The organism is Gryllotalpicola koreensis (assembly GCF_039538185.1).
Lineage (GTDB): Bacteria > Actinomycetota > Actinomycetes > Actinomycetales > Microbacteriaceae > Gryllotalpicola > Gryllotalpicola koreensis.
Genome location: NZ_BAABBW010000002.1, coordinates 345,216 through 363,929, shown reverse-complemented (window position 1 = coordinate 363,929; position 18,714 = coordinate 345,216). Strand labels below are relative to the sequence as shown.

The 18,714-nt window shown below is 69.0% G+C and carries 18 protein-coding genes and 1 pseudogene; 6 read left to right on the top strand and 13 right to left on the bottom strand.

The window, feature by feature from the left end:
- The first annotated feature begins 90 nt into the window (after nt 1-90).
- The 3 genes from ABD708_RS06675 (at nt 91) to ABD708_RS06665 (ending at nt 2,974) form a co-directional block, all read left to right on the top strand.
- Entirely contained in the window at nt 91-912 is an 822-nt protein-coding gene (locus ABD708_RS06675; protein ID WP_344752554.1) for a peptidylprolyl isomerase, read from the top strand.
- 92 nt (nt 913-1,004) lie between these two features.
- On the top strand, nt 1,005-2,234 hold the full coding sequence (locus ABD708_RS06670) for a DUF349 domain-containing protein (RefSeq protein ID WP_344752552.1): 1,230 nt from the start codon (nt 1,005-1,007) through the stop codon (nt 2,232-2,234).
- A gap of 65 nt (nt 2,235-2,299) precedes the next feature.
- Nucleotides 2,300-2,974 (top strand): hypothetical protein, encoded by a 675-nt coding sequence (locus ABD708_RS06665; RefSeq protein WP_344752550.1) that lies wholly within the window; start codon nt 2,300-2,302, stop codon nt 2,972-2,974.
- A 12-nt stretch (nt 2,975-2,986) separates the two neighbouring features.
- On the opposite strand, the gene ABD708_RS06660 is transcribed toward ABD708_RS06665, so the two are convergent.
- The 8 genes from ABD708_RS06660 to ABD708_RS06625 form a co-directional block, all read right to left on the bottom strand.
- Nucleotides 2,987-5,239, bottom strand: coding sequence for a RelA/SpoT family protein (locus tag ABD708_RS06660; RefSeq protein ID WP_344752548.1), 2,253 nt, complete (start codon nt 5,237-5,239; stop codon nt 2,987-2,989).
- Nucleotides 5,240-5,260: 21 nt separating this feature from the next.
- Nucleotides 5,261-6,274 (bottom strand): protein translocase subunit SecF, encoded by a 1,014-nt coding sequence (secF, locus tag ABD708_RS06655; RefSeq protein ID WP_344752547.1) that lies wholly within the window; start codon nt 6,272-6,274, stop codon nt 5,261-5,263.
- On the bottom strand, nt 6,274-8,019 hold the full coding sequence (secD, locus tag ABD708_RS06650; RefSeq protein ID WP_344752545.1) for a protein translocase subunit SecD: 1,746 nt from the start codon (nt 8,017-8,019) through the stop codon (nt 6,274-6,276). Before secD ends, secF begins: the two co-directional genes overlap by 1 nt.
- A 63-nt stretch (nt 8,020-8,082) precedes the next feature.
- Nucleotides 8,083-8,511, bottom strand: coding sequence for a preprotein translocase subunit YajC (gene yajC, locus ABD708_RS06645; protein ID WP_344752543.1), 429 nt, complete (start codon nt 8,509-8,511; stop codon nt 8,083-8,085).
- Nucleotides 8,512-8,602: 91 nt separating this feature from the next.
- Entirely contained in the window at nt 8,603-9,643 is a 1,041-nt protein-coding gene (gene ruvB / locus ABD708_RS06640) for a Holliday junction branch migration DNA helicase RuvB (protein WP_344752541.1), read from the bottom strand.
- Nucleotides 9,640-10,284, bottom strand: coding sequence for a Holliday junction branch migration protein RuvA (gene ruvA, locus ABD708_RS06635; RefSeq protein WP_344752539.1), 645 nt, complete (start codon nt 10,282-10,284; stop codon nt 9,640-9,642). Before ruvA ends, ruvB begins: the two co-directional genes overlap by 4 nt.
- Nucleotides 10,285-10,341: 57 nt before the next feature.
- Entirely contained in the window at nt 10,342-10,920 is a 579-nt protein-coding gene (gene ruvC, locus ABD708_RS06630) for a crossover junction endodeoxyribonuclease RuvC (protein ID WP_344752537.1), read from the bottom strand.
- Nucleotides 10,921-10,924: 4 nt separating this feature from the next.
- Nucleotides 10,925-11,686, bottom strand: coding sequence for a YebC/PmpR family DNA-binding transcriptional regulator (locus tag ABD708_RS06625; RefSeq protein ID WP_344752535.1), 762 nt, complete (start codon nt 11,684-11,686; stop codon nt 10,925-10,927).
- Nucleotides 11,687-11,750: 64 nt separating this feature from the next.
- Between ABD708_RS06625 and ABD708_RS06620 the strand changes: the two genes are divergently transcribed.
- Entirely contained in the window at nt 11,751-12,563 is an 813-nt protein-coding gene (locus tag ABD708_RS06620) for an alpha/beta fold hydrolase (RefSeq protein ID WP_344752533.1), read from the top strand.
- A 7-nt stretch (nt 12,564-12,570) separates the two neighbouring features.
- On the opposite strand, the gene ABD708_RS06615 is transcribed toward ABD708_RS06620, so the two are convergent.
- From ABD708_RS06615 to pdxS, 3 genes are read right to left on the bottom strand one after another with little or no spacing between them, the layout of a single operon-like run.
- On the bottom strand, nt 12,571-13,098 hold the full coding sequence (locus ABD708_RS06615) for a DUF1697 domain-containing protein (protein ID WP_344752532.1): 528 nt from the start codon (nt 13,096-13,098) through the stop codon (nt 12,571-12,573).
- 9 nt (nt 13,099-13,107) lie between these two features.
- The gene (pdxT, locus tag ABD708_RS06610; RefSeq protein WP_344752530.1) at nt 13,108-13,707 is read right to left on the bottom strand and encodes a pyridoxal 5'-phosphate synthase glutaminase subunit PdxT; all 600 of its coding nucleotides are present in this window, start codon (nt 13,705-13,707) and stop codon (nt 13,108-13,110) included.
- A complete protein-coding gene (pdxS, locus tag ABD708_RS06605; RefSeq protein WP_344752528.1) occupies nt 13,708-14,598 on the bottom strand; it encodes a pyridoxal 5'-phosphate synthase lyase subunit PdxS in 891 nt (296 codons plus the stop codon).
- A gap of 65 nt (nt 14,599-14,663) precedes the next feature.
- Between pdxS and pdxY the strand changes: the two genes are divergently transcribed.
- On the top strand, nt 14,664-15,515 hold the full coding sequence (gene pdxY, locus ABD708_RS06600; RefSeq protein WP_344752526.1) for a pyridoxal kinase PdxY: 852 nt from the start codon (nt 14,664-14,666) through the stop codon (nt 15,513-15,515).
- 13 nt (nt 15,516-15,528) lie between these two features.
- Here pdxY and ABD708_RS06595 read toward each other — a convergent pair whose 3' ends face one another.
- On the bottom strand, nt 15,529-16,122 hold the full coding sequence (locus ABD708_RS06595; protein ID WP_344752524.1) for an HIT family protein: 594 nt from the start codon (nt 16,120-16,122) through the stop codon (nt 15,529-15,531).
- Nucleotides 16,122-18,140 (bottom strand): threonine--tRNA ligase, encoded by a 2,019-nt coding sequence (gene thrS, locus ABD708_RS06590; protein WP_344752522.1) that lies wholly within the window; start codon nt 18,138-18,140, stop codon nt 16,122-16,124. The genes ABD708_RS06595 and thrS overlap by 1 nt, the downstream gene beginning before the upstream one ends.
- Before the next feature lie 214 nt (nt 18,141-18,354).
- On the opposite strand from thrS, the pseudogene ABD708_RS19450 reads away from it, so the two are divergent.
- A pseudogene (locus ABD708_RS19450) lies at nt 18,355-18,684 on the top strand (lamin tail domain-containing protein); the annotation flags it as partial.
- Nucleotides 18,685-18,714: the final 30 nt, after the last annotated feature.

The following is an 18,714-nucleotide window of genomic DNA, read 5'->3' as shown; positions in this document are numbered from 1 at the left end:
TGCACTGACATAGGGCGGGGCGGCGCGGCCGTAGGCATCCGCTCTCCTCCGGATTTCGATGCACATATGGCGACCCGATAAAGTGCGCGGGTGGCCCCCAGCAAGAACGACCGCGAAGCCCGCATCGCCCGCGAGCGCCTGCGTGCCTATCAGGCCAGGCAGACCGTCCACGAGACCGGGAAGAAGCGCCGGCGTCGCGACAACCTGATCGCGGGCATCGCCATCGTCGTGGTCGCGGCCGCTGCCATCGGCGCGCAGCTCGCCTACTTCGGCGTCGGCCCGGGCAAACCCGAGGCGAAGCCGAAGTCGACCGCCACGGCCACCGCGACTCCGACGCCCACGGCGACAGGCGCCAACCAGGGCGACGTGCCCAGCAAGTCGATCGCCGACGGCCGCGACTGGACCGGCACCCTGACACTCAACAAGGACATCCCGCTCGGCGTCACCCTCGACGGCAAGGCGGCGCCGCAGGCGGCCTCCGCGATGATCAGCCTGGTGCAGAAGGGCTTCTACACCGGCACTGTCTGCCACCGGCTGACGACCGGGTCTACCTTCAAGGTGCTGCAGTGCGGCGGCGCGAAGACCGTCGCCGATGGGCCGACCGGCGGCCCGGGCTTCAGTTTCGGGCCCATCGAGAACGCCCCGAGCGACAACATTTACAAGAAGGGCGTCATCGCCCTCGCGCGGCAGCAGAACAACGCCTACAGCAATGGCAGCCAGTTCTTCATCGTCTACGGCGACACCACGATCCCGGCGGATTCCGCGGGCGGATACACCGTCGTCGGGAAGGTGACGAGCGGCCTCGACAAGCTGATCACCGACGTCACCGCGAAGGGCTCCGACAACAGCAACAGCACGGACGACGGCGTTCCGAAGGTGCCGACGACCATCACCGGCTTCACGATCAAGTAGCTCGCGCTCGCCCGCGCGGGGTGCAATAGGCTGGCCACCGAGTGTCAGCATCGGCCTTCCCCTGGGCCGATCCATGAGCAAGGTGGAGCATCTTGTCCGATTCCCAACAGCAGCCCTGGGGCCGTGTGGCCGAGGACGGCACCGTCTACGTGCGCGAAGGCGACGGTGAGCGCGCCGTCGGCGAGTTCCCCGGCGCGACCGCAGAAGAGGCGCTCGCCTACTACGAGCGGAAGTTCGCGGACCTCGCCGGGCAGGTCTCGATCCTCGAGCAGCGTGCGCGACGGGGCGCGCCGGCGGCCGACGTCGCCAAGTCGGTCGCGTCGCTGAAGGCCAGCATCGTCGGTGCGAGCGCCGTGGGCGATCTCGCCTCGCTCGAGGCTCGGCTCGACAAACTGGGCGGCGCGGTGGACGAGCTCACGGAGCAGCAGAGCGCCGAGGCGAAGGCGGCCCTCGCCGACGCGCTCGTCGTGCGCGAGCAGATCGTCATCGAGGTCGAGGCCCTCGCCGCCGAGGACCCCGCCAAGACGCAGTGGAAGCGCACCAGCGCCCACCTCGACGAGCTGTTCGCCCGCTGGCAGCAGCACCAGAAGGAGGGGCCGCGCCTTCCCAAGAACGAGGCGAACGAGCTGTGGAAGCGGTTCCGCGCCGCGCGATCGGTGATCGAGCGCAACCGCAAGGCCTTCTTCGCCGAGCTCGACTCGCAGCACCGCGACGCGCGCACCGCCAAGACGGCGCTCATCGAGCGCGCGGAGGCGCTCGTGCCGCGTGGGATCGACGGCATCCCCCAGTACCGCGAGCTGCTCGATGAGTGGAAGCGGGCCGGCCGTGCCGGCAAGCGCGACGACGACGCCCTGTGGGCGCGCTTCAAGGCCGCAGGCGACCAGATCTATGCGGCGAAGGCCGAGCAGGACGCGGTCGAGAACGAGGAGTACTCCGCGAACCTCGACGCGAAGCTCGCCCTGCTCGCCGAGGCCGAGCCGCTGCTGAACGAGACCGACCGCGACATCGCCAAGGCGAAGCTGCTCGACATCCAGCGCCGCTGGGACGAGATCGGCCGCGTGCCGCGCGAGCAGGTGCGCCCCGTCGAAGACCGGCTGCGCCGGGTCGAGACCGCGGTGCGCAAACTCGACGAGGAGCACTGGCGCGCGAACAACCCTGAGAAGCAGGCGCGCAGCGCTGGGCTCGCCGCCCAGCTCACCGAGGCGATCGAGCGACTCGAGGCCGAGCTCGCGGAGGCGCAGGCCTCAGGCGACAAGGCGGCGATCGCCGAGGCGCAGGAGGCCATCGACGCCCGCAAGGCGTGGCTCAACGCGCTGCGATAGGCACTTCTCCACAGGCGGCCCGGGCTCACGCCCGGGCCTTTCCTGTCTCTGACACCATTTCGCGCATGCGCTACTCCCCCGTGCTGACCTCACTCGACCTGCCCGTCGCCGAGCTCTCGGCGCTGCGGCTCGACGGCGAGGCCTTCGCACTCGACGAGGCCGTGATCGCCGTCGACGAGCCGGAGCTCGCCGTGAACCGCGCGGCGGCGCTGGCCGGCCTGTTCACCCCGCGCATGGTCGTCGAGCTCGATACGGCGCTCTGGGTGTACGGATGCCTGAGCCGGCCACCCGCCGTCCACACCGGCTCGATCCGGCGAGACACCCGCGGCCGGCTGCTCTCGACGACACGCCTGACACTGCGCGAGACGACCGTGCCTGAGGAGGAGATCGTCTCGCTCGCCGGCATCCGGATCACGACGCGCGGCCGCACCGCCGTGGACGTCGCCCTGCTCGATGCCGTGCCGCCCGAGCGCGGAGCCGCCGTGCGCGAGCTCTGCGGCTCCGCCCAGGTGGCCGCCGAAGCGCTCACGATCGCGCTGCAACTCGGCCACACCCCTGGGAAGCTGCGGGCGATCGACCGCCTCAGGGAATGGAGCGTGGGCCGCCCGCCGGACCCAGCCACAGCGACGCCGCGGCGTGTACGGCGCGTCGCGCAGCATTGGCCGCTCAGCGGCGACAGCCCGGTGGGCTGTCGCGCGGACAACGCCGATCGAGCTGCGCTCGATCGGGGCGCCGGGTGAGGACCGGCGCGACTAACCAGCGCTGACTCTATAGACGTCGTAGACGGCGTCGATGCGCCGCACGGCGTTGAGCACGCGGTCGAGGTGCGTCGTGTCGCCCATTTCGAAGACGTAGCGCGAGAGGGCGAGCCGGTTCTGCGAGGTGGAGACCGTCGCGGACAGGATGTTGACGTGATGCTCGGAGAGCACCCGCGTGATGTCGGAGAGCAGCCCCGAGCGGTCGAGCGCCTCGACCTGGATCTGCACCAGGAAGACGCCCTTGTTCTCGCCCGCCCACTCGACGTCGATCATGCGCTCGGGCTGCTCCATCAGGCTCTTGACGTTCTGACAGCTGGCCTGGTGCACCGAGACGCCGGCGCCGCGGGTGATGAAGCCGACGATCTCGTCACCGGGCACCGGGGTGCAGCACTTCGCGAGCTTGACGAGGATGTCGGGGGCGCCGCGCACCAGCACGCCGGAATCGCTCGAGGTCCGCGGGCGGCGGCCGCGGACGATCGGCTCGGCCTCCGCGACGGTGCTCTCGGTCTCGGTCTGCAGGCCGGCGACGAGTTTCTCGAGCACCGACTGCGTCGAGACGTGGCCTTCGCCGACCGCCGCGTAGAGCGCCTCGACGCCCTCGAGGTGCAGGGTCTGCGCGACGTCACTCAGCGAATCCGCGCTCATCAGGCGGGTGAGCGGCAGGTTCTGCTTGCGCATGGCGCGCGCGATCGCATCCTTGCCCTGCTCGATAGCCTCGTCGCGGCGCTCCTTGGTGAACCACTGCCGGATCTTGCTGCGCGCGCGGGGGCTCTTGACGAAGTTCAGCCAGTCCTGGCTGGGGCCGGCGTCGGGGTTCTTCGAGGTGAACACCTCGACGACATCGCCCGTCGAGAGCCCGGAGTCGAGCGGCACGAGCCGGCCGTTGACCTTCGCGCCCATGGTGCGGTGGCCGACCTCGGTGTGCACGGCGTAGGCGAAGTCGACCGGCGTCGCGCCCTGCGGCAGGCCGATGACCTTGCCCTTCGGGGTGAAGACATAGACCTCTTTCGCGCCGATCTCGTAGCGCAGCGAGTCGAGGAACTCGCTCGGGTCCTCGGTCTCTGCCTGCCAGTCGGTGATGTGCGCGAGCCAGGTCAGGTCGGCATCCGCATTCGTCTTCTCGTCCTTGCCGCCTGCGGCGCGCTCCTTGTACTTGAAGTGCGCGGCCACGCCGTACTCGGCGCGCTGGTGCATCTCCTCCGTGCGGATCTGGATCTCGACGGCGCGCCCGTTCGGCCCGATGACGGTCGTGTGCAGCGACTGGTAGAGGTTGTACTTCGGGGTTGCGATGTAGTCCTTGAAGCGGCCGGGCATCGGCGTCCACCTGGCGTGGATCTGCCCGAGCACGGCGTAGCAGTCGCGAACCGTGTTGACGAGCACGCGGATGCCGACGAGGTCGTAGATCTCGTCGAACTCGCGCCCGCGCACGACCATCTTCTGGTAGATCGAGTAGTACTGCTTCGGTCGCCCCACGACCTTGCCGCGGATGCGGGCGGCGCGCAGGTCCTCGTCGATCGCGTCGATCACCTGCTGCACGACACGCTCGCGCTCGGGCGAGCGCTGCTTCACGAGGTTCTCGATCTCGACGTAGAGCTTCGGCTGCAGCACGGCGAAGCTCAGGTCCTCGAGCTCTGACTTGATGGTCTGGATGCCGAGCCGGTGTGCGAGCGGCGCGTAGATCTCGAGGGTCTCCTTCGCCTTCCGCTCGGCGTTCGCCGTCGGCATGAAGCCCCAGGTGCGTGCGTTGTGCAGGCGATCGGCGAGCTTGATGACCAGCACGCGGATGTCCTTCGACATCGCGATGATCATCTTGCGCACCGTCTCGGCCTGCGCGCTGTCGCCGTACTTGACCTTGTCGAGCTTCGTGACGCCGTCGACGAGCATCGCGATCTCCGAGCCGAAATCGGCGGTGAGCTGGTCGAGGCTGTAGTCGGTGTCCTCGACGGTGTCGTGCAGCAGCGCCGCGGCGATCGTCTTGGAGCCGATGCCGAGGTCCGCGAGGATCTGGGCGACGGCGAGCGGATGCGTGATGTACGGCTCTCCGCTGCGCCGGGTCTGCCCTGCGTGGGCGCGATCGGCCGTGGCATACGCCCGCTCGATCAGGGCGGTGTCGGCGCGGGGGTGGTGCTGCCTGACGGTGCGCAGCAGGGTGTCGAGCGCACCGTTCTGCACCGAGCGTGAGAACAGCCTCGGCACGAGACGGCGCAGTGAGGCGGTCTGATTGTTGCTCGTTGTCGTATCGACCATCAGCACCGCCTCCTTAGGCCATTATCGCGTGACGGCGACACTCTCCGTGCCGACGGGTGCCTTGGCACGCGCCGCGAGCACGCGCTTGTCGTGCTTCGCGATGGCCGGCTCGCCCTGCCGCAGCCACGCGTAGAGGGGTGCCGCGACGAAGACGGTCGAGTAGGTGCCGATCAGGATGCCGGTGAAGAGCGCGAGCGAGATGTCCTCGAGGGTCGTCGCGTTCAGCACGAAGCCGCCGATGAACAGGATGCCGCCGACGGGCAGCGCCGCGATGACGGCAGTGTTGATCGAGCGGACCAGCGTCTGGTTCACCGCGAGGTTCACCGACTCGCCGAAGGTGCGGTTCAGCTTCTCCACGTCCTCCGTGGTGTTCTCGCGCACCTTGTCGAAGACGACGACGGTGTCGTAGAGCGAGTAGCCGAGGATCGTGAGGAAGCCGATCACCGTCGCTGGCGTGATCTCGAAGCCGGTCAGCGCGTAGACGCCCGCCGTGAAGATCAGGTCGTGGAACAGCGTGATGATCGCGGACAGCGACATCTTCCAGGTGCGGAAGTACAGCGCCATGCCGATGAAGGCGAGCGCGAGGAAGACGCCGAGGCCTTCGAGGGCCTTCCGCGACACGTCCTGGCCCCAGGCCGGCCCGATGAACGACGAGGTGATCTCGTCGGTGCTCACGTCGTAGGCATCGGCGAGCTTGTTGGTCACCTGCTTGGTCTGACCGGTGGTCAGCTGGTCGGTGGTGACGCGGATGCCGGTGCGGTTGACGACCGACACCTGCACGACGGCGTCCGACTTCACCGCCCGCACCGCGTCGGTCGCGACCGACTGGTCGGTGGTGTGCACGTCGGAGATCTGGAACTGCGAACCGCCGCGGAAGTCGATGCCCCAGTTGAAGCCGCGCACCACGGGGATGAGGATGCACAGGATCATCAGGACGGCGGAGATGCCGAGCCAGAGGTTCTTGCGCTGGATGAACCTGATCGACCGGTTGCCGGTGAAGAGGTCATTGCCGAAGCGCTGGAATGGGGAGGGCATCAGTCGTCCTTTCCGTCACGACGGGTGCCGGCGGCCGCGAGCTCTGCGGCCTTGCGTTCGGCGATGGTCTGGCGTTTGGCCGCCTCACGGCTCGACGACGCGAGCTTCGCCGCACCGACCGCGGCAGACGGCCGGAACTGGCCGGCACCGCGGTACACGGCGCCGAGCGCCGTCGGGTCGAGGCCCGAGAGCTTGTGGCCGGAGGCGAAGAACTCGGTGCGCGCGAACAACTGCATGATCGGGTGGGTGAACAGCACGACGATGATGACGTCGAGGATCGTGGTGAGCCCGAGCGTGAAAGCGAAGCCCTGCACGTCTCCGACGGCGAAGATGTAGAGGACGATGGCGGAGAGCATGTTCGTGCTCTTCGCGGCGTAGATCGTGCGGCGGGCGCGTTTCCAGCCCGCCTCGACGGCCGATTCGAGACCTCTTCCCTCGCGCAGTTCGTCGCGTATTCGCTCGAAGTAGACGATGAAGGAGTCGGCGGTGAAGCCGATCGCGACGATGAGGCCCGCGACCCCCGCGAGGGAGAGACGATACCCCATCTGCCACGACAGCAGCGCGATCGTCAGGTAGGTGAGGGCCGCCGCGATGACGAGCGAGAAGATCGTCACGAAGCCGAGCGTGCGGTACTGGAACAGCGTGTAGACGAACACGAGCAGCAGGCCGATCGCGCCGGCGATCACGCCCGAGAGCAGCTGGGCCGAGCCGAGCGTCGCCGAGATCGTGTTCGAGCTCTGCACCTTGAAGCTCACCGGCAGAGCGCCGAACTTGAGCTGGTCGGCGAGCGACTGCGCGCTCTGCTGCGTGAAGTTGCCGGAGATGGTCGAGGTGTCGCCGGTGATGATGCCCTGCATCTGCGGGGCGGAGAGCACCTTGCCGTCGAGCACGAAGGCGAACTGCGAGCGCGGGTCCTGCTGGCCGCTGGACTGCGCCGCGACGTAGAACGCATTGAGGCGCTGGCTGACCGCGTCGAACGCCTTGGCGCCGCGCGAGTTGAAGGTCAGGTTGACGACCCACTGGCCCGTGCTGACGCCCTGCTGCGAGGTCTCCATGCCGGCGGTGGCGTTGGTGATGTCGCTGCCCTCGACCTCGACCGGCCCGAGCAGGTACTTCGCCGAGCTGTCGGACTCGCAGGTGACGAGCGGCTCGTCGGCCGGGGCGACGTTGGTCGCGGCATCCGCCAGGCTCGAGCAGTCGAAGGCGTTGAACTTGGCCTGCAGGGCGGGTGTCACCCAGTTCAGGTCGCTGCCGTCCGTCGGCTTCGCCGTCGGTGTGGACTGCAGCGTCGGGGCGGGCGTCGGGTACGGCGTCTCCTTGCCGTCGTCGCCCGTGAACGACGTCGTCGGCGGCGTCTGCGCGAGCAGCACCGGCCGCAGCTCCATCTTGGAGGACGCCTCGATGCGCTGCTTCGTCGCATCGTCGAGTCTGCCGGGCACATCGACCACGATGTTCGAGTTGCCCTGGGTCGAGACCGTCGCCTCGGACACGCCGGAGGCGTTGACGCGCTGGCGGATGATCGAGACCGCCTGATTGAGCTCATCGCTCGTGATCTGCTGGTTGCCCTCGAGGGCCGGGGTGAGGATGACCTCGGTGCCGCCCTGCAGGTCGAGGCCGAGCTTGGGCGCAATGGTCGCGCTGCCCCAGAGCACACCGCTGGTCAGCGCGGCGGCAAGGACGACGACGAGTGCGCCCAACCAGATCAGGGAGCGGGACGCGTGCCGAACAGGTGACGTCTTGGCCACGGGCGGAACTCAGCTTTCTGCCGCAGGCGGCGGGGGCGCCGCGGCGGGGAATGGGGTCGGGGCTTAGTCGTCGCTCTTGGTCGGCGGGATGCGCTCGCCGAACTCGGGCTTCTGGTCGGCGGCCTTGGCCGCCTGAGCCTGCGCCTCAGCGTTCGCCTGGTCGATGGCGCTGGACGACGCGGCGGTGCTCGACTCGGCCGTGTCGGAGTCATCGGATGCCGGAAGCGGGGTCTCGATGCGCGAGATCGCCTGGCGGTGCACCGTGAGGAACTGCCCGGGGCTGGTCTCGAGCACGACCTTGTTGTTCTCGAGATCGACCGACTCGATGGTGCCGAAGATGCCCGAGTTCGTCATGATCTCGACACCCTTGACGAGCTGCGACGACTTCTCGGCCTCATCGCGCTGGCGCTTGCGGTTGTTCCGCCAGGTCCAGAAGAAGAAGAACCCGATGATGACGACCATCAGCACGATCAGAGTGGGGTTGTTGCCCATGAAGGCGAAGTCCTTTCGGTGCGAGGGGAAACACTCGGCTCAGCGAGTCGGCCTCACGCGGGGGAAACGGCCCGAGCGGGCCTTCGAAGGATTATAGGTCATCGGTGAAAAGCGCCTGCTGAGCGCCGCCTGTCGGCCTGCTGGGTTCCAGCCCGAAGTGCCGCCAGGCCTGCGCGGTCGCCACGCGGCCGCGCGGAGTACGCGAGATCAGCCCGATGCGCACGAGGAACGGCTCGACGACGGACTCGATCGTCTCAGCCTCCTCGCCTACCGACACCGCGAGAGTCGAGAGGCCGACGGGGCCCCCGTCGAAGCGGGTCAGCACCGTCTGCATGACCGCGCGGTCGAGCCGGTCGAGGCCGAGCTCGTCGACGTCGTACAGCTCGAGCGCAGCGCGCACCGCGGGCAGGTCGGCGCGCCCCGTGTGCACGAGCGCGTAGTCACGCACGCGCCGCAGCAGCCGGTTGGCGATGCGCGGCGTGCCGCGGCTGCGCCCGGCGATCTCGGCGAGCGCCTCGCGGTCGATGTCGAGCTCGAGCATGCCGGCGGCGCGGTCGAGCACCTTCTCGAGCTCGTCGTCCGAGTAGAACTCGAGGTGCGCGGTGAACCCGAAGCGGTCGCGCAGCGGGTTCGGCAGCAGCCCGGAGCGCGTGGTCGCGCCGACGAGGGTGAACGGCGCGAGGTCGAGCGGGATGCTGGTGGCGCCTGCGCCCTTGCCGACCATGATGTCGATGCGGAAGTCCTCCATCGCGAGGTACAGCATCTCCTCCGCGCTGCGCGCCATGCGGTGGATCTCGTCGATGAACAGCACCTCGCCGGGCACGAGCGACGACAGCACGGCGGCGAGGTCGCCCGCGTGCTGGATCGCCGGGCCGCTCGACATGCGCAGCGGCCGGTCGCTCTCGGTCGCGACGATCATCGCGAGCGTCGTCTTGCCGAGCCCCGGGGGGCCCGCGAGCAGGATGTGGTCGGCCGTGCGCTCCTGGATGCGCGCAGCGGTGAGCAGCAGCTGCAGCTGGCCGCGCACCTTCGACTGGCCGACGAACTCGCCGAGCGACTTGGGCCGCAGCGCGCCCTCGAAGGCGAGCTCGGCCTCGTTCTGCGCCTGAGGCGTGGTGAGGTCGTCGCTCATCGCCCGGCCCCTGCGGGCTGGTGCTGGGGTGCAGGCCCGAGCAGTGCGAGCGCGCGGCGCAGCAGGGCGGGCACGGATGCCGCGGTGGCGTCGGCCGCGGCATCGCCCAGCTCGGCCAGCACCTCGGCCACGGCGTCCGCCGCGACCTTCTCCGGCCAGCCGAGGCCCACGAGCGCGACGCGCACGTCGTCGCCGACGGTCGGCTTCTGCTTTGCTGCGGGCGCGACGGCGGCGGGAGCCACCGCATGCAGCTTCCCCGCGAGCTGCACGACGATGAGCTTGGCCGTCTTCGGCCCGATGCCGCTCACCTTGCGGAAGGCCGCGTCGTCGTCGTTCTGCACGGCGGCGGCGATCTGATCGGGCGTCATCACCGCGAGCACGCCGAGCGCCGACTTCGGGCCGACGCCGTTCACGCCGAGCAGCAGCTGGAAGACGTCGAGCTGCTCGGCATCCGCGAAGCCGAAGAGCGACAGCGCGTCCTCCCGCACGATCAGCGCCGTGTGCAGGAGCGCCTCGTCGCCGACCCGCAGGGAGAGCGCGTGCTCGGGCGTCACGCTCACGAGATAGCCGACGCCCGACACCTCGATCACGAGCTCGGCGCCGGAGGCGCGCAGGACGGTGCCGCGCAGTGAGCTGATCATGCAGTCAGGCTACGTGCCGGGGGCGACATCGGGCGGCAGCGACACTCGAACATAGATTCAGAACTGCTTGCGGGTCGCCTTCTCGGCGTTGAGCCAGGCCTGCTGCGCGGGCGTCAGGGTGCCGGATGCCGCGGCAGGCGCCCGGCCGCCCGACGGAATCCCCCGCGCGGTGCGCCACGACGCCGCGATGGCGAGGGCGAGCGCGTCGGCGGCGTCGGCCGGCTTCGGCACGGCCTCGAGGCGAAGAATCCGTCTCACCATCTCGCCCACCTGGGGCTTGTCGGCGCCGCCGTAGCCGGTGATCGCGTTCTTCACCTCGCTCGGCGTGAACAGCTCGAGCGGGATGCCGCGGCTCGCCGCCTCGTGGATCACGAGCCCCGAGACCTGCGCCACGCCCATCACGGTGTTCAGCTGGTTGTTCGCGAACACCCGCTCGAGCGCGAACACGTCGGGCCGGGTCTCGTCGATGACCTCGCGCAGCCCCGTCATGATCCGCACGAGGCGCTGCCCGAGCTCGAGGTCGGAGGGAGTGCGCACGACGCCGACCCGCACCAGCCTCGGTGCGCGGTCGGCGTCGATGACCCCGTAGCCGCAGCGCGTGAGGCCGGGGTCGACCCCGAGCACGCGCAGCGCCACAGCTTCAGTCCTCGTCTTCCTCGAGCTCGGCCTGGACCTCGGGCGACAGATCGAGGTTGGTGTAGACGTTCTGCACGTCGTCGCTGTCCTCGAGGGCGTCGATCAGGCGGAAGACCTTGCGCGCTGTCTCTGCGTCGGCGTTGACCTTGACGGATGCCACGAACTCGACGTCCGCCGAGTCGTAGTCGATGCCCGCCTCCTGCAGGGCGGTGCGGGTCGCGACCAGCTCGCTCGCCTCGGTGAGCACCTCGAACGATTCGCCCTGCGGCGTGACCTCCTCGGCGCCTGCGTCGAGCACCGCGGCGAGGACATCGTCCTCGGTGGTGCCCTCTGCGGGGACCACGATGACGCCCTTGCGGCTGAAGTTGTAGGCGACGGAGCCGGGGTCGGCGAGCGTTCCGCCGTTGCGTGACATCGCCGTGCGCACCTCGGCCGCCGCGCGGTTCTTGTTGTCGGTCAGACACTCGACGAGCAGCGCGACGCCGCCCGAGGCGTAGCCCTCGTACATGATCGTCGCGTAGTCGATGGTCTCGCCGGTGAGACCCGCGCCGCGCTTGATGGCGCGGTCGATGTTGTCGTTGGGGACCGAGGTCTTCTTGGCCTTCTGGACCGCGTCGGCGAGGGTCGGGTTGCCGGTGAGGTCGGCGCCGCCGATCTTCGCCGCGACCTCGATGTTCTTGATCAGCTTCGCGAACGACTTGGCACGGCGCTGGTCGATGACGGCCTTCTTGTGCTTCGTGGTCGCCCACTTGGAATGCCCGGACATACGTCTCCTGGTTGAAATAGCGTTCGGTCAATTCTACGGGCGCTCAATCGTTAGGCTTGCGGATATGCCGATCAAGCTCGCCACGCGCCTCGGGCGCCTGGGGGTCAGGGTCGAAGAGGGTCCCAAGCGGGTCGCGGTGCTGTGGCACAGCTTCTTCGTCGACTCGCACAGCTGGGACCGCGTGCTGCCTGTGCTGACGAGGCTGCGCACCGTCGTCCTGATCGACGGCCCGTCGTTCGGAGCGAGCGACCCGCTGACCCGCCCCGCGACGATCGAGGACTGCGCGCTCGCGACCTTCGACGTGCTCGACAGCCTGGGCATCGAGCGGGTCGACTGGGTGGGCAACGGCTGGGGTGGCCAGGTCGGCATCGCTGCCGCCGTCGAGGAGCCGCGTCGCATTCGCTCCCTCGTCGCCATCGGGTCCCCCACGACCCCGCTCGCGGGCCGTGAGCGGAGAGACCTGGCGACCGCACTTCCCTTCGTCCGTCTCTTCGGCTTCCCCGCGCCGATCCAGTCGCGCCTGCTGCGCTCGATCCTTACCGAGCGCACGATCGCGGTCGACGCCGAGGCGGTGCGGATCGTGAAGAACGGATTCCTCGGCGCCGACCGCGCGGGATTCGTGAAGGCCGCCCGCTCCTTCGTCCTCGACCGGCCGTCGCTCGACGACGCGGCCCTCGCGGTCGAGGCGCCGACCGTGTTCGTCGCGGGGGACGCGCGCGCGGGCTGGGGCCCCGCAGAGGCCGAGTCCGTCACGGACAGGATGATGAACGCGCGCACCCGCACGATGCACGGGGTGCGTAACATCGCGCCCCTCGAGGACGCCGACGCGGTCGCCGGCATCGTGCGCGAGCACTGGGCCGCGAACGCCCGCCGCTGAGATCTGGCTAGAGCAGCTTCCTCAGCGTGCGGAGATTGCGGTTCGTGGTCGTCGGCTTGAAGCGCGGCTTGGCGGCGAGCTTCGCGAGCTTCGTGTTGGTGCTGCCCACGGCGATCTTGAGCTGCCAGTAGAGCACGCCGTCGCCGGCCGCGACGATCTCCTCGGCGGGATCCAGGGTGGGCGCGGCTGCGAGCAGCTCGGCCAGGTGCGTGGCATCTGAGGCGAACAGGACGTACGGATGCCAGCCCTCGCGCTCCGCGTCGAAGGGGAACCCTGCGACGATCTCGGCGAGTTTCCCCTTTGTGAGGAGAACGATCCAGGCGTCATAGCCGAAGCGCTCGCGCAGAGCGGCCTCGATGCGCGCCTTCAGCTGCGCGGCATCCGTCTCATCGCTCTCGAACACGACGTTGCCGCTCGCAAGCACCGTGCGCACTCCCCCGAAGCCGAGCGAGCGGAACAGCTCCCCGAGCTCGGCGGACCTGATCGTGATGCCGCCGACGTTGACCCCGCGCAGCAGTGCGACGTATGACGTCATAAGCCAAAACTATGCCGCGCGCACCTTCGACAGGAAGTACTCGTGGAACCTGTAGTCACCCGTCACCTCGGGGTGGAACGAGGTGCCGAGCAGGTTCCCCTGCTCGACCGCGACGACGCGGCCGTCTTCGAGGGAGGCAAGGGCGGTCGCCCTCTCCCCCAACTCCTCGACGACGGGCGCGCGGATGAAGACCGCATGCACCGGCGGCTGGCCCAGCACCGGCATCGGCAGCTCGGTCTCGAAGGAGTCGAGCTGCGAGCCGAAGGCGTTGCGGCGCACGGTGACGTCGAGGCCGCCGAGGGTCTGCTGGCCGCAGGGCGCGTCGAGCACCCGGTCGGCGAGCATGATCAGCCCGGCACAGGTGCCGTAAACCGGCAGACCGCCCGCGATCGCGTCGAGAAGCGGCTCGCGCAGCCCGAAGGTGCGCGACAGCTTGTCCATGACGGTCGATTCGCCGCCGGGGATCACGAGACCCGAGACGGATGCCAGCTCCTCAGGTCGCCTGACCGGAACGGCATCCGCCCCGAGCTCGCGCAGCACCGCCAGGTGCTCGCGGAAGTCGCCCTGCAGCGCGAGGACGCCGACGCGCACCTTCTCTTCCGAGGTCACTTACCAGCCGCGTTCGGCCAGGCGATGCGGCGCAGCCAGGTCGGCGACGTTGATGCCGACCATCGCCTCGCCGAGACCGCGGCTGACCTCGGCGATCGTCTGCGGGTCGTCGTACATGGTGGTGGCCTTGACGATGGCGGCGGCGCGCTTCGCCGGGTCGCCCGACTTGAAGATGCCCGAGCCGACGAACACGCCGTCGGCGCCGAGCTGCATCATCATGGCCGCGTCGGCCGGGGTGGCGACACCGCCCGCGGTGAAGAGAACGACGGGCAGCTTGCCGGTCTCGGCGATCTCTGCCACGAGCTCGTACGGGGCCTGCAGCTCCTTCGCGGCGACGTAGAGCTCGTCCTTCGTCATCGACTTCAGGGCGTTGATCTCCGAGGTGATCTTGCGGATGTGCTTCGTCGCCTCCGAGACGTCGCCGGTGCCCGCCTCGCCCTTCGAGCGGATCATCGCGGCGCCCTCGTTGATGCGGCGCAGCGCCTCGCCCAGGTTGGTGGCACCGCACACGAAAGGCACCGTGAAGTTCCACTTGTCGATGTGGTTGACGTAGTCCGCGGGCGAGAGCACCTCTGACTCGTCGATGTAGTCGACGCCGAGCGCCTGCAGCACCTGTGCCTCGACGAAGTGCCCGATGCGGGCCTTCGCCATGACGGGGATCGAGACGGAGGCGATGATCTGGTCGATCAGGTCGGGGTCGCTCATGCGCGCCACTCCGCCCTGCGCGCGGATGTCGGCGGGGACGCGCTCGAGCGCCATGACGGCGACCGCTCCCGCGTCCTCGGCGATGCGCGCCTGCTCGGGGGTGACGACGTCCATGATGACGCCGCCCTTCAGCATCTCGGCGAGCCCGCGCTTGACGCGGCTCGAGCCGACTTCTCCGTTGGTCATAGTGCTCTCGATTCTACCGGGGGCGGCGGCGCGGCCCCCTGTCAGCGGGATGGGAGGATCGACGGGTGAAGATCCTCTCGATCCAGTCCGCCGTCGCCTACGGGCACGTGGGCAACTCGGCCGCCGTGTTCCCCCTCCAGCGCATCGGAGTCGAGGTGCTGCCGGTGTACACGGTGAACTTCTCGAACCACACGGGCTACGGGGCCTGGCGCGGTCCGATGATCGCCCCGGAGGACGTGCGCGCGGTGATCGCCGGCATCGAGGAGCGAGGCGTTCTCGGCGACATCGACGTCGTCCTGTCCGGCTACCAGGGCAGCGAGGGCATCGCCGACGTCGTCGTCGAGGCGGTGGCCAAGGTCAAGGCGGCGAACCCCGGCGCGATCTACGCGTGCGACCCGGTCATGGGCAACGCGAAGTCAGGATGCTTCGTCGCCCCCGCGATCCCGGTGCTGCTGCGCGACCGGGTCGTCACCGTCGCCGATCTCATCACCCCGAACCAGTTCGAGCTCGGCTACCTGACCGGCACTGACCCGCACAACCTCGCCTCGACCCTCGACGCGGTCGAGCGGGCGCGCGCCCTCGGCCCGCGCGCGGTGCTCGTCACGAGTGTGGAGCGGCCGGATGCCGAGCCCGGCACGATCGAGATGATCGCCGCAGACGACGAGGGAGCCTGGATCGTCAGCACGCCGCTGCTGCCGCTCAAGGCGAACGGATCGGGGGATGTCACGGCGGCGCTGTTCACCGCGCATTACCGCGCGACGGGCTCGGCCGCCGACGCGCTGGCCCGCACCGCCTCGAGCGTCTTCGGCCTGATCGAGCAGACCCTCGCGTCCGGCGACCGCGAACTGCAGCTCGTCCAGGCGCAGGAACACTACGCGCATCCCCGTATGGAGTTCGAACCCCGCCGGCTGCGGTAGCCGCGCTCGGGCCCTACTGCGGCCAGGCGGCGGCGATCGTCGCGCGCACCTCGCCCAGCAGCTGCGGCAGGGCCTTCGTCTTCGCGATGATCGGCAGGAAGTTCGCGTCGGAGGCCCAGCGCGGCACGACGTGCTGGTGCAGGTGGCTCGCGATCCCCGCGCCGGCGATGGCGCCCTGGTTCATGCCGAGATTGAAGCCGTCGTTGCGCGAGACCTCGCGGATCACCCGCATGGCGGTCTGCGTGATCGCGCCGATCTCGCCGACCTCCTCCTCGTTCGCCTCGTCGTAGAGCGAGATATGCCGGTACGGGCATACGAGCAGGTGCCCGCTGTTGTAGGGGAACAGGTTGAGCAGCGCGAACGCGGTGCGGCCGCGGTGCACGATGAGGGACTCCTCGTCGCTCAGCGTCGGTGCGACGCAGAACGGGCAGTCGTCGCCGTGCGGCTGCTGTTGACCCGACTGGATGTACACCATGCGGTGCGGGGTCCACAGCCGTTGGAACTCGTCGGGCACGCCCGCGAGATGCGACGGATCGTCGAGAGAGACGGATGCCGAGGCATCCGTCTCATCGCTGTCCCCGTAGTCGTCGAGCGAGAGCCGCGCCATCACTCCTCCGCGAAGGAGTTCTGGGCCCAGGCGGTGTCGACCTGCTCGTGCGACGCGATCGACGACAGGATCCGTGCGATCGCGTCATCGACCGGGATGCCGTTCAGCTGGCTGCCGTCGCGGAAGCGGAAGCTGACGGTGCCCTTCGAACGGTCCTCTTCGCCGGCGATGAGCTGGAACGGCACCTTCGACTTGGCCGCGTTGCGGATCTTCTTCTGCATGCGGTCGGCCGAGTGGTCGACCTCGGCCCGAACGCCCTGCGCGGTGAGCCGCCCGACGATCTCGTCGAGATACGCCGCGTACTCCTCGGCAACCGGGATGCCGATGACCTGCGTGGGCGCGAGCCACACCGGGAACGCCCCGGCGTAGTGCTCCAGCAGGATCGCGAAGAACCGCTCGATCGAGCCGAACAGCGCGCGGTGGATCATGATCGGCTGCTGCTTCGAGCCGTCGGGCGCCGTGTATTCGAGCTGGAAGCGCTCGGGCAGGTTGAAGTCGACCTGCACGGTCGAGAGCTGCCAGCTGCGACCCAAGGCGTCGGTGGTCTTGAGGTCGATCTTGGGACCGTAGAACGCGGCTTCGCCGGGCTCCTCGGTCAGCTCGAGACCGGATGCCAGTGCGACGCGCCGCAGCGCGTCGGTCGCCTCGGCCCAGTGTTGCTCGTCGCCGATCCACTTCGACTTCTCGTCGTCGCGCAGCGACAGCTCGAGCTTGAAGTCCGTGAGGCCGAAGTCTTTCAGCAGCGAGATGACGAACTCGAGCACCTTCGTGGTCTCGGCCTCGAGCTGGTCGCGCGCGACGAACAGGTGCGCGTCGTCCTGAGTGAAGCCGCGCACGCGGGTGAGACCGTGCAGCGCACCCGACAGCTCGTTGCGGTAGACCGTGCCGTTCTCGGACAGCCGCAGCGGAAGATCCCGGTAGCTGCGCCCGCGCTCCTTGTAGATCAGGATGTGCATCGGGCAGTTCATGGGCTTCAGGTAGTAGTCCGCGCCCTGCTTGACGACCTGGCCGTCGGCGTTCCGCTCCTCGTCCATGCGGATGGGGGGCCAGATGCCGTCGGCGTAGGTCTGCAGGTGGCCCGAGATCGAGAACAGGTCGGACTTCGCGAGGTGCGGGGTGTAGACCACCGAGTAGCCCTGCTCGAGGTGACGGCGGCGTGCGTGCTGCTCCATCTCGTAGCGGACGATGCCGCCCTTGGGATGCCACACCGAGAGCCCAGAGCCGATCTCGTCGGGGAACGAGAACAGATCGAGCTCCTTGCCGAGCTTGCGGTGGTCGCGGCGCTCGGCCTCGGCGAGGCGCTCCTGGTAGGCGCGCAGCTCGTCCTTGGACGGCCACGCGGTGCCGTAGATGCGCTGCAGCTGCGGGTTCTTCTCGCTGCCGCGCCAGTACGCGGCGGCGACGCGGGTGAGCGCGAAGCCGTTGCCGATCAGCTTGGTGTCGGGCAGGTGCGGTCCGCGGCAGAGGTCCTTCCAGACCGTCTCGCCGGTCTTGGCGTCGACGTTGTCGTAGATGGTCAGCTCGCCGGCGCCGACCTCGACGTTCTCGTCGCCCGAAGGGCGAGTAGACGGCGCAACGTCGGTGCCCGCGGACGAGCCGCCCTTCAGCCCGATGAGCTCGAGCTTGAACGGCTCGTTCGCCTCTTCGGCGCGCGCTTCGTCCTCGGTCACCACGCGGCGCACGAAGCGCTGGCCCTGGTTGACGATGCGCTGCATCGTCTTCTCGAGCTCTTTGAGCGACTCGGGGGTGAACGGCTCTGCGACGCCGAAGTCGTAGTAGAAGCCGTCGGTGATGGGCGGGCCGATGCCGAGCTTCGCGTCGGGGTTCACCTGCTGCACGGCCTGGGCGAGCACGTGCGCGGCCGAGTGGCGCAGGATGCTCAGACCGTCGGGAGAATTGATCGTGATCGGCTCGACGACGTCCTCCGTCGTGGTCGTGGTCGCCTTGTCCTTCAGCTCGCCGTTGACGCGAATCGCGACAACGCTCCGGTCAGGGAAGAGCTCGAAGCCGTCGGCCACGTGAACCACTCCAATTCAGTCGTACGAGGGATGCCTCAACTCTAGTGGCGGGCGCATGAGGGCTCGGGCAGGGCCCGGTGGGGAATCCGTCACCTGCTGTTAACACCCCGCTCTTCCCGTCACCCGTCTCGGGGACATAGCGTCGTGATCTTGGGCCGCGCTCTGCGCGACCCGGGATTTCCACGCAATCCACCGACCACGGAGGTGGGCATCGATGCCCTCTGTTTTCTCGCGGCGAATCGCACTCGCCGCGGCCGCCACGGCGGCCTGCCTGCTCGGCGCGGGCCTCACCGCGCCCGCGTTCGCCAACACCGCAGGCACCGGCCTCGTCATCAGCGAGGCCTACGTCAACGGCGGCTCGTCAGGGGCGAGCTACCTGAACAAGTTCGTCGAGCTGTACAACCCGAGCTCCGCCGCGATCTCGCTCGACGGGGACACGCTGCAGTACCGCGCGCCCACGAGCACCGTGACGCCGAGCGGCTCACAGGTCTTCGCCCTGAGCGGCTCGGTCGCAGCTCACACGCACTTCCTGATCCAGCTGCCGAGCAACAACGCGAGCACGAACCCCGGCGCG